This window comes from Leptolyngbya sp. NK1-12 (assembly GCF_032598965.1).
Lineage (GTDB): Bacteria > Cyanobacteriota > Cyanobacteriia > Elainellales > Elainellaceae > Elainella.
This window is the reverse complement of sequence record NZ_CP053587.1, coordinates 396906-412429: the sequence shown is the minus strand read 5'-3', so window position 1 is coordinate 412429 and position 15524 is coordinate 396906. Positions and strand designations below refer to the sequence as shown.

5 protein-coding genes are annotated in these 15524 nt (G+C 50.6%); 3 read left to right on the top strand and 2 right to left on the bottom strand.

The annotated features are described in order from the left end of the window. Window positions 1–470 precede the first annotated feature (470 nt). From psaB to HJG54_RS30140, 3 genes are all read left to right on the top strand, one after another. Window positions 471–2705, top strand: a complete 2235-nt coding sequence (gene psaB / locus HJG54_RS30150; protein WP_316436806.1) for a photosystem I core protein PsaB — start codon at window positions 471–473, stop codon at window positions 2703–2705. A gap of 289 nt (window positions 2706–2994) precedes the next feature. Next, complete coding sequence (locus HJG54_RS30145; RefSeq protein ID WP_316436805.1) at window positions 2995–4545, top strand: glycerol-3-phosphate dehydrogenase/oxidase; 1551 nt, start codon at window positions 2995–2997, stop codon at window positions 4543–4545. A gap of 96 nt (window positions 4546–4641) precedes the next feature. Beyond that, entirely contained in the window at window positions 4642–5931 is a 1290-nt protein-coding gene (locus HJG54_RS30140; protein ID WP_316436804.1) for a S41 family peptidase, read from the top strand. Window positions 5932–5935: 4 nt separating this feature from the next. Here the strand turns inward: HJG54_RS30140 and HJG54_RS30135 are convergent, their stop codons facing one another. Continuing rightward, entirely contained in the window at window positions 5936–11908 is a 5973-nt protein-coding gene (locus HJG54_RS30135; RefSeq protein ID WP_316436803.1) for a non-ribosomal peptide synthetase, read from the bottom strand. Next, the gene (locus HJG54_RS30130) at window positions 11905–15327 is read right to left on the bottom strand and encodes a non-ribosomal peptide synthetase (protein WP_316436802.1); all 3423 of its coding nucleotides are present in this window, start codon (window positions 15325–15327) and stop codon (window positions 11905–11907) included. Before HJG54_RS30130 ends, HJG54_RS30135 begins: the two co-directional genes overlap by 4 nt. Between the last annotated feature and the right edge of the window lie 197 nt (window positions 15328–15524).

Genomic DNA, 15524 nt, shown 5'->3' with positions numbered 1-15524 from the left:
ACCCTCTCTCTTGGGAATAAAATCAGATGAAGCAATTTAGTGTTACAAGAACATTCTTTTCAGTCTATTTGGGCTACGTATTGAGGCTGTACATAAACTACCGGCGAAATCAACGCAATTCTCATTCTAGAGGTAGAGAGAGGGCAAAGAAGCCGCAGTTTAATGTAAGGAGCTAACTGGCACTTTATGGCGCAGGGCATACTTGGGATAGGCATACTTCAACCCCAAGCTGGAGACATCGGTTGCTAAAGACTAATCAGTAGAAAATCAGTAGAACTAGATTGCTAGAAAAATCCTTACCGGAGAATGCAGGGTAGCCCTTACGCCAATCAAGTGCCGCGCAGGGAAGTTTAGCGCCCGCAATAGCGTTCACCCTGGTTTGAGTCAATACCTGATGCGCTTGAAAGCTGACAGAGCATTTCTTCAAGCGCCATTCAAGCGCCAAGCGCTGTTAGGGATGAGGTAACTATATGGCAACAAAGTTTCCGAAATTTAGTCAAGGGTTAGCGCAAGATCCCACCACTCGCCGAATTTGGTATGGGATCGCGACAGCTCATGACTTTGAAATGCATGACGGCATGACGGAAGAGAATCTATATCAAAAGATTTTTGCGTCTCATTTCGGTCATGTCGCAATTATTTTTCTCTGGGCTTCGAGTCTGCTGTTTCATGTGGCTTGGCAGGGTAACTTTGAACGCTGGATCAAAGACCCGACCCATATTCGTCCGATTGCCCATGCGATTTGGGATCCCCACTTTGGTCAGGCGGCAGTCGATGCCTTTACGCAGGGAGGAGCAACCTATCCGGTCAACATCGCCTATTCTGGCATTTATCACTGGTGGTACACCATCGGTATGCGAACGAATGGCGATCTCTGGATGGGTTCGGTGTTCCTACTGCTGCTGGCGGCAGTGTTTTTGTTTGCAGGGTGGCTGCATCTCCAGCCCAAGTTCCGGCCTTCTCTATCCTGGTTTAAGAATGCTGAATCTCGTCTGAATCACCACTTGGCAGGTTTGTTCGGCGTTAGTTGCTTAGCTTGGGCAGGCCACCTCGTGCATGTTGCAATTCCTGAGTCGCGGGGGCAGCATGTCGGCTGGGGAAACTTCCTGACTACACCACCCCATCCAGAAGGCTTACGGCCCTTCTTTACCGGCAACTGGGGAGCTTATGCCCAGAATCCCGATACGGCTGAGCATATCTTCAGCACGGCCAACGGTGCAGGAACGGCGATTCTGACATTTTTAGGTGGCTTTCATCCTCAAACTCAGTCCCTCTGGCTGACGGATATGGCCCACCATCATTTAGCCCTGGCAATTATCTTTATCATTGCTGGGCACATGTACCGTACCAACTTCGGCATTGGTCACAACATCCGCGAGATGCTTGACTCCAAAGCCGGACTGTTTGGCGGCAGAAGCGAAGGCCAGTTTAATTTGCCGCATCATGGCCTCTACGACACCTACAACAACTCGCTGCATTTTCAGTTAGGCATTCACCTAGCGGCTCTGGGTGTAGCAACCTCCTTGGTGGCACAGCATATGTACTCGATGACGCCCTATGTGTTCATGGGGCAGGACTTCACAACCCAGGCTGCTCTCTATACCCATCACCAGTACATTGCTGGCTTTTTGATGGTGGGAGCCTTTGCTCATGGTGCCATTTTCTGGGTTCGCGACTACGACCCGGTGCAAAATCAGGGCAACGTGTTGGATCGGGTGATCAAGCACAAAGAGGCGATTATTTCCCACTTGAGCTGGGTATCGCTGTTTTTGGGATTCCACACGCTGGGTCTCTATGTCCACAATGATGTCGTGAATGCCTTTGGCACACCAGAAAAACAAATCCTGATCGAGCCAGTATTTGCCCAGTTTATTCAGGCGGCCCACGGCAAGCTGCTCTATGGTTTTGATACCTTGCTCTCAAATCCAGACAGCATTGCCTCTACCGCTTGGCCCAACCACGGCAACGTCTGGCTACCGGGCTGGCTAGATGCGATTAACAGCGGCACTAATTCCCTATTCCTCACCATTGGACCGGGAGACTTTTTGGTGCACCACGCGATTGCGCTAGGCCTGCACACGACTACGTTAATTTGTGTCAAAGGTGCCCTCGATGCTCGTGGCAGCAAGCTGTTTCCTGACAAAAAGGACTTTGGCTTTACCTTCCCTTGCGATGGTCCTGGACGGGGCGGCACCTGCCAAACCGCTGCTTGGGAACAATCCTTCTTCCTGGCTACTTTCTGGATGCTCAACACCATTGCTTGGGTCACCTTCTACTGGCACTGGAAACACCTGGGAATTTGGCAGGGCAACATAGCTCAGTTCAATGAAGGATCGACTTACCTGATGGGCTGGCTGCGAGATTATCTCTGGCTCTACTCCGCTCCGGTGATCAATGGTTATAACCCGTTTGGGATGAACAACTTAGCAGTCTGGGACTGGATGTTCTTGTTTGGTCACTTGGTTTGGGCGACGGGTTTCATGTTCCTGATTGCTTGGCGGGGCTATTGGCAAGAGCTAATTGAAACGCTGGTGTGGGCACATGAACGCACGCCGCTGGCCAATTTGGTGCGCTGGAAAGATAAGCCGGTAGCGTTGTCCATCGTTCAAGGCTGGCTAGTGGGGCTAACTCACTTCACGGTGGGCTACATTCTCACCTATGCGGCCTTTCTCCTGGCATCCACTGCAGGTCGATTTGGCTCCTGAGTCTGATGTCTCAAGTTTGAGTTAGCTAGTTTGAGTTAGCTGAAGTTGACAAGGGTGTAGAGAAACCTCTCTGCACCCTTTTTATTAGATCTCCAATATTGATCCTATAGGGTTTGCCAGAAGAGATAGGACATTGTTGTGGCGATGGCTATAGTTGAAATAGAGAATCAGGCATCCCGTCAGATCCGACGAAATGGCCATAGTTAAAATGCTGATATTGTACGGGCGATAGTTCCTGCGAACTGAGCACTGCCGCTCCAGAAATTATGGCTAATCAACCGGATTTGATATGACTTCTCTCACCCGACCCACCGTTTTGAACAGATTGCGGCAGCCCAGCTCGTGGGACATCATCGTAATTGGTGGTGGTGCAACTGGCTTGGGAACTGCCGTGGAAGCTGCCAGTCGCGGTTACAGAACCTTGCTATTGGAAAAGTATGATTTTGCCAAGGGCACGTCTAGCCGTTCAACGAAGCTAGTGCATGGGGGGGTACGCTATCTGGCTCAGGGCAATCTGCCGCTAGTGCGGGAAGCGCTGTACGAACGAGGAGTGTTACGGCGGAATGCACCCCATCTAGTCAAAGATTTGTCCTTTGTGGTGCCGGGTTATACCTGGTGGTCGCAGCTCTTCTATGGGGCTGGCTTGAAGCTGTATGATTTTCTGGCCGGACGGCTCAGCCTCGGCTCTAGCCGCTGGCTCAATGCCAAAGCCACTCTGGAACAATTGCCAACCCTCAAGCAGGACGGTCTGCGCGGTGGCATACTCTACCACGATGGTCAGTTTGATGATGCGCGCTTAGCCATCACCCTGCTGCGAACACTGCTGGATTTGGGCGGCCTTGCCCTCAACTATGCTCCCGTGATTGGCTTCAGCAAAACCGCAGGACAGATTACCGGTGTGCAGGTACAGGATGCTGAAACTGGAGAAACCTTTGCGCTGAAGGGAAATGTTGCCGTCAATGCCACAGGAGTGTTTGTCGATACGGTTCGGCAGATGGATGATCCTACGGCGCAGGAGATGCTGTCTCCTAGCCAAGGGGTGCATCTGGTTGTCAATCAACGGTTTTTACCCGGTAACAGCGCCCTGATGATTCCCAAAACTGCCGATGGGCGGGTGCTGTTTGCGCTGCCCTGGCACGGCAAAACGCTGCTCGGCACCACCGATACGCCAGTGAAGCAACCAGAATACGAGCCGCGTCCCCTGGAGGCTGAAATTGATTTTATCTTGCAAACCGCCGCCCACTATCTCGATCCGGCTCCGACAAAAGCCGATGTGTTGAGTGTGTTTGTGGGTCAGCGTCCTCTTGTGAAAGCCGACCATACCACTTCAACGGCTGCCCTATCGCGAGAACACACAATTCGCTGCTCGAACTCTGGCCTAGTAACTATTACCGGCGGCAAATGGACAACCTATCGCAAAATGGGCGAAGACGTGATCGATCAGGTGATTCAGCAAGGCAAGCTGCCGCCCCAACCCTCGATCACCGCAACCCTACACCTGCATGGATGGACCCTAACCCCTGCTGTACCACCCTGGGATGTTTACGGCACCGATGCGGCTCAAATCCAAACTCTCTCTGGCGCTGACCAATTGCTACATCCCCAATTCCCCTACACTGAGGCCGAAGTGCGCTGGGCTGCCCGCTATGAAATGGCTCGCACGGTTGAAGATATCTTGGCTCGGAGAACGCGCGCTCTGATCCTGGATGCGGCTGCAAGTCTGGAATCTGCTCCTCGGGTGGCTGCTCTTCTAGCCGAAGAGTTAGGACTAGACGAAGCGTGGCAGCAGCAGCAAATCGCAGCTTATCGGACGCTAGCAACGGGCTATCAATTGCCGTGATCAGACTCGAAACTAAGACAGGGCAGCACCGTCTGAAGTACTGAAGTTGAACTGCACTACATGCCTCTACACCAGCAAAACACTAGCAAAATCAACATGAAAATTTTAGATCGAAAAATTTCCCGCCTATCTGTGGCTTCAGGTATTCTGGCAGTCCTGATCACGATTGGGTTGCATCTATATTCCGGCAGTCTCTCATCCGCCAATCAGGCCAGCGGCTTCAATGCTGTAACGCTATTTGAGCAAGTTTGGCAGACGGTAAACGAGCACTTTTATGATCCTGAGTTCAATGGCGTCAACTGGTCGGCGCTGCGGGAACAGTATCAACCCCAAGTCCAACAGGTCAATACTCGTGAAGCAGCGGCTGCGATCATCAACACGATGTTGGCAGAATTAAATACCTCCCATACCCGCCTCTACATTCCCGAAGAGCCAGCCTATTATCAGCTTTTGGGCATCTTTCAGCCCAGATCGTCTGACTTACAGGATCAGCTCCAACCCTTTTTCCCAGATGGCAAGATCACCTATCCCGGTATTGGCATTTTTACCCGCACCCTGGACGGTGAAACGTTTGTTAGCGGTGTGCTGGAGGGCAGCCCTGCCGCTGCTGCCGGCTTGCAGGTAGGCGATCGGATCGTGAGCGTAGCGGGGCGTCCGTTTCATCCAATTCAGTCTTTTGATCATGGCATCAATCGAGTTGAGATGGTGATTCAGCGTACCGCTAGTCAAGACAGCTTACAAACATTGACCGTTGCGCCCAAACAGTTTGAGGCCACCACGATGTTTCTGGATGCGCAGATTGCCAGCACCGAGGTGATTGAACAACAAAATCGCAGAATTGGCTATATGCACCTCTGGTCCTATGCCGGCGATCAGTATCAGCAACAGCTAGAGGACGAGTTACTTTATGGGCGATTGAAGGATGTGGATGCTTTTGTTTTGGATTTACGCGGCGGCTGGGGAGGAGCCTCACCCACAGTGCTGAATTTCTTTACAGGCCGGGGACCTAGCATCACTAATATTGTCCCCCGGCAAAACCTGCGGGCTACAACGCCATCTCACTGGAACAAGCCGGTTGTGATGCTGGTAAATCAAGAGAGCCGCAGTGCCAAGGAAATTCTCGCCTATGCGTTTCAGCAATACAAAATTGGTCCGGTTGTTGGTTCTAGAACTGCCGGTGCTGTAGTGGCCGGTCGTCCGTTTTTGATGCCGGATGGAAGCGCCCTGTATGTGGCAGTAGCAGATGTTTTATTGGACGGAACGCAACGGTTGGAAGGACGAGGCGTGGTTCCCGATATCCCAGTTTCAGCTGTTCTCCCTTACGCGGCGGGAGCCGATCCCCAGCGAGAACAGGCAATCAAGACGGCGCTGCAAGCCAGTCAGTAGAAGCCTATGGGTTTTCCGCCAGACATTGTCCCAGTCTTTCCGCCAGCACTTGTACATGGGGTGGTTGCAGCAAGGATAGATGATTTCCCGGCACCGAATGCAGTTGAACATCGTTCGCTAAGGACTGCCAACCAAGCATCGGATCGGACCGCAGTTTATCTACGGATTCAGCAGCTTTGAATACGGTGATCCGGTGAGGGTAATGCTGCGGCACATAGCGGTAGGCAGCTTGGGCGTTGGCATAGAAAATTCGCAGCATTGGTACAATGGCAGACTCATCCAATAACCGTAGCCGGGATTGGGGAAGTAAACGAGTGATCGCCGCCCACTGCCAGCGAGACAGCCAAGCTTGGGACTGCCAGCGTTGGGTGGCAATGGCCCCGTAGTTCAGTAAAAATGGCAGACCTGACCAAAGGGCTGTACCCAACAGAAACTTAAGACTTTGAGAAAAAGAGGGTTGGTAACAGGGGGCTGGAGTATCCAGGATAGCAAGCAAACCCACTGACTGGCCGGCTTGGGTTAACTGTTGCGCCATCTCAAAGGCAACCAGCCCTCCAAACGACCACCCACCCAAGTAGTAGGGGCCATGAGGCTGGAGCCTTTGAATTGCCTCAATGTAATAGGCTGCCATCGCTTCAATCCGGTTAAGCGGTGGAGCGTTGCCGCTCAAGCCCACGGATTGCAAGCCATAGAAGCTACGTTGCTGTCCGAGATGATGGGCCAGTTCCAAATAGGGAAACACAACCCCAAACATAGGGTGTATACAGAAGAAAGGAGACTGACTGCCACCGAGCGTCAAGGCAACTAGCGGAGACGAAGCTGTTGCAGTTTTGGCAGCTGGCTGGTCAGAGATCAGCTGGTCAGAGATCAATGGTTGCTCATCCTGCCCTTCTTCCCTATTCTGAGGAGTTGCAAAGTGTGAGGCCTTACGGCGATAAAGCGAGCGATCCAACCGTACCAGGGGAGGTATTGGCAAGGGTGCGGTTGTAGCCCGTCGAGATTCCAGCAGAGCAGCGAGTTGGGCAATTGTCGGTGTTTCAAACACACTCTGCAACGGTAATTCTACATCAAACAGATCCCGGATGCGAGAAGCCATTTGCGTTGCCAGCAGGGAATGGCCGCCCAACTCAAAAAAGTTATCAGAGGTATTCACTTGCTTGAGATGCAGCAGTTCTTTCCATATATCTACTAGCATCGCTTCTGCTCGTGACAATACTGGATGGTCTGAAGTAGGTGCAGCGATTGCAGCTGAATTTATTGGCTGGATATCATTAGGTGCTGTTCCCTCAGTTTCATACAGCGTAATGATTTTGGCACGGTCTACTTTACCATTCGTCGTGCGAGGCAGCGTTGCCAACGGCATCAAGGCAGCAGGTACCATGTAATCCGGTAAGGTTTGTTTCAGGGATTGGCGCAGTTCGGGCACGAGTTGGCGCGCCAATTGTGACTGAAGTGGGTAGTTTGTGTAGGCATCACAGAATCGATCAGGTATCTCAGCCAAAGGGAAATCAATCGTTGCCTCAACTCCATGCCGAATGAATAGTACATCATAGTCACCTGTGTTGGTTTGAGCAGACCAGGTAATTTCGATCCTATAGGGCAGGAGTGTTTCCAGGTTCCACCAATCCTCCGGGTTAATTCCCAGTTCAGCATAATTCTCAGCATAATTCTCAGAATGATTCCCGGAATTTGCTTGCAGCCACTCTCGCATCCGCCCAACTGTTTTTAGAACTGTTTTCGGGGCGGTCCTTGATGCTATTAGGGCTGGATTGTACAACCAATTTGCTGTCTGAATAGCATAGCTGACTCGACTATTCGTAATATTGGTGATTAGATAGGTCTCTGGTTTCGTCTCAGCGAGTAACGCTTGAACATCTGCAACGCGGACAGAGGAAAGTTTCCAGTTATGCTGCGCAGCCGGTGATTGCACCCGATTACAGCCTTCTTGAATCTCTGCTACATGCAGCAACACATTATAGCGAAACTGAGTCATTTCATTGAGGCTACGTCCGCGTGAAAGCCGAACTTGCACTTGCCGAATTTGGGGAAATCGCTGAGACAAAGCATAGAAGAAGCGGGGATCGATTGCCAGTTCAGATTCCTCAAACTGAGACCGTTCAACTTGGGACTGGAGTTGAGTTCGTTCCATGCTGCCATCGGCCTGAGAAAACTGCATCCAGGTATGAAAAGCGGTCAACAGCGGTAAACTACGCACATCGCCCACAAACACATGTCCCCCTGGCGCGACAGCCTGCACCGCTGCTTCTAGGACTTGCATCAAATACTCTCTGCTTGGAAAATACTGCACAATCGAATTCAAAATTACCAGATCGAACGAGGCCGCATCGATCCCATCAAAATCAGTTGCCGTGCGGTGCAGCAGTTCAACTTGGGGCAGATCGAGTCTGTCTAGCTGGTGCTGAAGCGACTGCAACACAACTGGAGAAAAATCGGTCCCTACATATTTCTGACACTGAGGTGCAATCGGTAAGAGTAATAGTCCAGTTCCACAACCAATTTCCAGCACTCGCCTGGGCTGAAGAGCCAGAATTTGCTGGACCCGATCGTTGACCCACTCTTGCATCTGGTCTGAGGAAATTGGCTCTCCAGTATAGCTGCTGTTCCAACCCGTAATATCGAATTTTGCATCAGATTGAAAATCAGCTTCTCCAGTTTGTATAGCTGTTTGATCCTGCTCTTTGTCCTGCTTTATTTCTAATCCTATATTCCTAGCTTTCTCAGTTATGGCTTGACCCGTTTGCTCAGAAAGGGTTCGCCACTCCTGACTCCCGTCGGCTGACGCTCTGGGAAGCCTGGCTCCTAGCTCCTGACTGCCCTCCTTGGCCTGATAGGTTTGATCATAAAGCGTTCGCCAATACTGGAGTTGCTGAGATTGGAGCGGCTCTGCAACAGCAAGTTGCCGCTGCGGGCATTCAGTACTTTGCTGACTCAAATTGAGCTTGGCTAGATCGAGGCTAAAGTAGGCAATCAGGCGCGTTTCACTCGTACCGGCGGCGGAAGCAATCACAACCGCATCTTGGATTGCGGGATGGCGCTGTAAGGCTGCCTCGATTTCGCCCATTTCGACTCGAAATCCGCGAATTTTGACCTGAGTGTCCCCCCGGCCCAGAAACTCGATTGAGCCATCGCTACGGTAACGAGCACGATCGCCGGTTTTGTAGAGTCTTGAGCACTCTAAACTAACGAACCGTTCCTCCGTTAACTCGGGTCGGTTCAAATATCCTTCTGCTACGCCTGCCCCGCTGATATATAGTTCACCAGGAACGCCAATCGGAACCGGATTAAGATGGGCATCTAAAATATACAAACGTGTATTTGCAATCGGACGGCCAATAATTGAGGCATGATCGCCTGGATGCAGCTCGGCAGCAGTGGCAAAAATCGTGATTTCGGTAGGCCCATAGGCATTGAAGAAGCGACGGTTTGTGGCCCAGCGATCTAGGATTTGCTGAGAGCAGGCTTCTCCGCCCGTAATTAAAACTTGCAGGGCTGGCAGTTCGACTGCCGGTAGAACCGCTAGCACAGCTGGGGTGAGCAGGGCATGGGTAATGGCGTGGTCCTGAAGAAATTGCACTAAGGCTGTTCCTGGTAGCTGAGCTGATTTGGGTGGAATGTACAGTGTGCCACCAGAACCGAAGGCAAGCGCAATTTCAAAAACAGAAGCATCAAAACTGAGAGAACTAAATTGCAGAATTCGACTATTGGGTCCGATATCAAAGAGTTGCTGCTGAGCTTGCACTACGTTAGATAAACCCCGATGGGACAGTAGAACGCCTTTGGGAATACCTGTGGAACCAGAAGTGTAGATAACATAGGCAAAGTTGCCTGCGCTAACAGGGTGATGCTGGGGGAAAGGAATTGAGGAGCTGGAAAAGGTGGGAAAACCAAAGGTTTGCTCTAAAGAAAGTTGATCTAAACAAAGGAGTTTTGCTTGGCAGGTAGGTAAGGATGCAATTAACCAAGATTGGGTCAGCAGAATTGGAATCTGGGTATCGGTTAGCATGAAGTGCAGCCGTTCCTCAGGATAATTGGGATCGAGAGGGACATAGGCTCCTCCGGCTTTGAGAATTCCTAAAATTCCAATGATCATATCGGCAGAGCGATCCACCGCTAATCCTACCAGGGTATTGGGCTGAACACCCATCTGCTGCAAAATTTGGGCTAGCTGATTGGCTCGTTCGTCTAGCTCTCTGTAGGTAAGGCATTCTGATTCAGACACAAGCGCAATTGCCTCTGGGGATTGTTGCACCTGAGTCTCGAAGATTTGATGAAAGTACAGATTGGTGGATTGAGTTTCGGTTTGGTTCCAGGCAACTATTTGCTGATATTCGAGGGGTGTAAGCAGCGGTAAATCTGATAGACGGGACTCAGGATTGGCCACAATGCCTGCCAATAAAGTTTGAAAATGGCCGATCAATCGGTGAATGCGGTCACTGTCGAATAGATCCGTGCTGTAGGAGATAAAACCACTCAAACCGTCCTGAGACTGCCAGAGGCTCCGCAATCCTTGAGTTGGTTCCCACAGGTGAATCTCCAAATCAAAGCGGGTGCTGGCGGTCTCTAAAGGTGCGGGGTCTAGCCTCAACCCCGACAACTCCAGGGCTTGCACTGGGGCATTTTGCAGAGCAAAGGCAACTTGAAACAGCGGATTATGGCTAAGGTCTCGCTCCGGATCTAAGGCTTCAACCAGCTTCTCAAATGGTAAATCTTGGTGTTCATAGGCTTTCAAGGCAGTGATCCGAACTCGTTCCAATAGCTCACGAAATGTCGGATTGCCTGATAGGTCAGATCGCATCACCAAGCTATTTACAAAAAAGCCGATTAATCCTTCCAAATCGCTGTGATGGCGGTTCGCAATCGGCACACCAACGGCAATATCATCCTGTTCAGTATACCGATGTAGCAAGGTTTGAAAGGCCGCTAGTAGAGTCATAAACAGCGACACTCCGGCTTGCTGACTCAAGCTGACTAACTGCTGGGTCAGGCTGGGAGAAATTTGCAGCGGCTGTGTTGCGCCTCGGTAGGTCTGAACCGCAGGACGAGGCCGGTCGCTTGGCAAATTCAACATCGGCAAATCTCGTAGCTGATTGCGCCAGTACGCGAGCTGATGCTCCAAAACTTCTCCCTGTAGCCAACTGTGCTGCCAGTAAACAAAATCGGTGTATTGAATCGGTAAAGCAGGCAAGCTAGGGGTTCGGCCTTCTACCAGTGCAGCGTAAAAGTGAGCCAGTTCCTGGATCAGCACGCCAATGGACCAACCATCAGCCACAATGTGATGCATCGTTAGCAGCAACAGCGCCTCAGTTGGCTCAAATTGCAGCAACGACACTCGTAGAGGTGCATCGACCGTTAGATTGAAGGGATGATGTGCTTCAGCCGCTGCTAATTGTTGGCTAATTTGGTCTCGTTCATGACTCGGTACCATGTGCAAATCTACAGCTAAAAAATCGACTTGCACGTTACTCAGAATAATCTGGGCTGGCTCTCCATCGCGGACAACGAATCTGGTGCGCAAGGTTGCATGTCGCTGGACAATGCAGTTAAACGCCCGCTCTAGGGCCGTTTGATCTAAATTTCCCCTGAGGCGAATTGCCGCAGGCACATTGTAGAAGGGATTATTGGGAGTCAGCTGATAGAGAAACCACAAACGCTGTTGAGCGAAGGAGAGAGGATGGTGGGAGGTGGGACAAGGGGGCGTGGAGTGTGCCCGCAGTGAGGTGGAGGTGGAGGAAGTGGAGGAGAATGATCCTGGGTTGGTTGCGGTTTGAAGGTAGGCGATTAGGTCGGCTTTGTGGTCGATGAGTGCTTGGCGCAGTTCGGGGGTGAGGCTGCCAGAAGCAGCGCTACAGTGCAGGCGAATCTGATCTGGAGGTGCATTGGGTTCACCGGTAAGTGAGAGTTGGATATCTAGGCTGTTGAGGTGGGAGACAAATTCAGCAATGGTTGAATACCTCATAGCTCCCATTCCTCCCGCTGGTGTGAAGTAGGTACTTGTCTATGCTTTGTTGAGACATCTGGTATCGGCCAAGGGAATGGTAGCTGAGATGTTAACGTGGGTGCTAGTTCAGCAATGGTGGGAGCTTCAAACACGCGACGCAGAGGCAATTCCACCTGAAATCGATCGCGGATGCGCGAAACCAATTGAGTTGCCAACAGGGAATGTCCGCCCAGTTCGAAGAAGTTGTCATCGATTCCGATTGGGGTTCGACCCAGCAATTGTGACCAGAGTTCAGCGAGAGCAGCTTCTACAGATGTAGTCGGGGCAGTGGTAGCGCGGTTTTCGCTCAGTGTCGTCCAGTGGAGGGGCGGTAGTGATTTCTGATCTACTTTGCCGTTGGCTGTGAGGGGAAGCTGATCTAGTACCCGGAAGGCAGTGGGTACCATGTAGGTCGGTAATCTGGTTTTAAGGAATGTTCGGAGTTCTCGCTCGGTTGGTATAGCTGCTGAGCACCCTACATAGGCAATCAACTGCTGATCTCCTGGAGTGGCGGTAGACGCATCCCTGGCTAGCGGCTGCACCACAACCACCGCAGATTGCACCATAGGATGTTGCGTTAACACGGTTTCAATTTCACCCAACTCTACCCGAAAGCCACGAATCTTGATCTGATGATCAGTCCGACCCAAAAACTCTAGATTTCCATCGGCGCGATAACGAGCGCGATCGCCGGTTTTGTAAACGGTTTTATAAAGTTTTGAAGGTTGTACGTCCTTCTGGCTGGCTCCGCCAACACGTAGTATCTCCGTAGCAGAAGGGTTGAGGGTTGAGGGTTGGGCTGTTAACTGAGTACTCAAAGCTGAACACTCAAACCTAATAAACCGTTCTTCAGTCAGCTCTGGTCGATTCAAATATCCCTGGGCTAATCCTTCACCTGCTAAATATATTTCACCGCTAACGTTGGCTGGAACTGGATTGAGTTGTTCATCGAGCAGATAAACTTGTGTGTTAGCAATAGCTTGACCAATCGGAATGGTTATAGCGTTCTCTGAAATGTTTTCTACTTCATACCAGGTGGAAAAGGTTGTGTTTTCAGTCGGTCCGTAGACGTGAATTAGATGTTGAGGTCTACCTTGTTGCAGCACTGATTGCACACACTCAGTATTCACCATTTCACCGCCAAACAGCAAATATCGCAGGGATTGAAAGGCGGTAGGCATTTGGCTGACGGTTTGATTGAATAAGGCGGTGGTGAGAAACAGAATGCTGATTTGCTGCTGCTGCAACTCGATTGCTAAATTAGCGGGAGATAGGGTGATCTCGCGCTCCAGGCCAATCAATTGGGCACCGTTCAGTAAGGCTCCCCAAACTTCAAATGTAGCGGCATCAAAGGCGAGGTTGGCAACCTGGGCTATCCGATCGCTGGGTTGGATTTGCACATAATCAGTTGCACACACCAGACGGTTAACAGCTCGATGCGGTACCATCACGCCTTTAGGAGTTCCAGTTGAGCCAGAGGTGTACATCACATAAGCGAGCTGGTTGGCTGTACAGAGAAGCGACAAATTCTCAGCCGACTCTTGAGCAATCGCATACCATTCCTGCTCCAAACAAACCACGATAGTTTCGGAGGCTTGCAAGATCTCAACCCAAGCAGGCTGGGTGAGCACCACAGTAATTCCGGCATCCTTCAGCATAAACTGCAGCCGTTCCAGAGGATAGCTGGGGTCCAGCGGCACATAGGCTCCTCCTGCTTTCAGGACTGCCAGCATAGCCGCAATCGCCTCTCCACTGCGTTCCAAACAGATTCCTACTCGCGCACCAGTATCAACTTCTAAGCGTTGTAGATAGCGTGCTAACTGATTACTACCTTGATTCAGTGCTTCGTAACTAAATTGTTGACTGCCAAATTGAATTGCAATTGCGGTTGGATTTTGTTGCACCTGAAATTCAAACTGCTGATGAATACTAACCGTAGGATAGGGAGATTGATTGCTATGCCAACGCTGTATCAACGCTTGTTGTTCTGCCAACGTTAATAGAGACAGAGCCGAGAGAGGTGTATCTGGATTCGTTACAATATTTTCTAACAAAGTTTGAAAATGGTTACATAGTGATGTGATAGTAGCTGCATCAAATAAATTGGTGTTATAGACGATAACACCCCGTAACCCGTCAGTCTGTCGCCATCCTTTGCCCCATAGGTTGCGAAAGTTATCTGTACATTTCCAGAGGTATAGTTCCAGATCAAACCGCGCCGTTTTGGTCTCTAATTCCACCGGACTGAGCACTAAACCAGGTAACACGAGCTGCTCCATTGGTGTGTTTTGTAGCGCAAATACGACTTGAAACAGGGGATTTTGCGTCAGATTCCGCACGGGTTGCAGCTCTTCGACCAGCTTCTCAAACGGCAAATCTTGATGGGCATAGGCAGCTAACGTGACTTGTCGCACTCGCTCTAATAGCTCACGAAAGCTGGGATTACCAGCTAGATCAGTCCGCAATACCAAGCTGTTTACCAAAAAGCCAATCAAGCCTTCGAGTTCGCTGCGCTGGCGATTGGCAATCGGGGAGCCAATCACAATATCAGTTTGTCCGGTGTAGCGATGCAGTAGCGTCTGAAAGGCTGCTAGCAGAGTCATGAACAAGGTCACTCCAGCCTCTTGGCTTAGCTCCTCTAGGGCATCCAGTAGCTGCTGGGGCAATTCTAGCAATTGGCTCGCCCCGCGATGCTCCTGCTTCTGCCCTAACGAACAAGTTTGAGCACCAGGTAAATTTAGCACTGGCAAATCCTGCAACTGCTGCTTCCAATAGCTGAGCTGAGCATTGAGTGTTTCTCCCTGCAACCATTGCCGCTGCCAGTGAGCAAAATCAGCGTATTGAATCGGCAGTTCCGGTAGAGTAATAGGCTTGCCTTCTACCAAAGCCCCATACAGTTCGCCGAACTCCCGAATCAGTACCCCACTGGACCACTCGTCAAAAATAATGTGATGCAGAGCCAGTAGCAATAGATGTTCTGTATCCTGCAATTGCCATAATCGAACTCGCAGCAGCGGACCTTGGTTGAGGGGAAATGGCTGTTGAATCTCCTGCCAGATTTGCTCAAAGGCAGTAGCTTCGCGAATGCTTGCGGGTAGAGCGCGTAGATCAGTGAATTGGAGCGGCAGGAGCAGCTCAGGCGCAATCACCTGCACCAGTTGCCCATCTACTAAGTCAAACTGAGTTCGGAGAGTTTCGTGCCGTTGAACAATGGTTTGAATGCTCTGCTGTAGCGGCCAGCGCTGTAGCGTTCCAGTTAACCGGAATACAAGAGGAATCACGTATAGCGATGCTTCAGGAAACAGTTGTTCGATAAACCACAACCGCTGTTGAGCAAACGAGGCCGGAAAGACATAAACATCTTCTGTCCACTTCGAATTCGGTTTATCTAAAACCATTTACACCTGCATTGATTCAACTTCACTCTGTTGTAAAGCGAAAAGCAGCTCAGTAGCTATGCTCCAGGATAGATATTTAGCTGAATCGGTGTATTGATTTGTTGCGTTTTTCTATACAGCTTTATACTTGAGAAGGTTTTGTTACCACTCTTAAAAGATCAGTAATGATTATGCTTTGATTCGGGTTGCAGATCCGG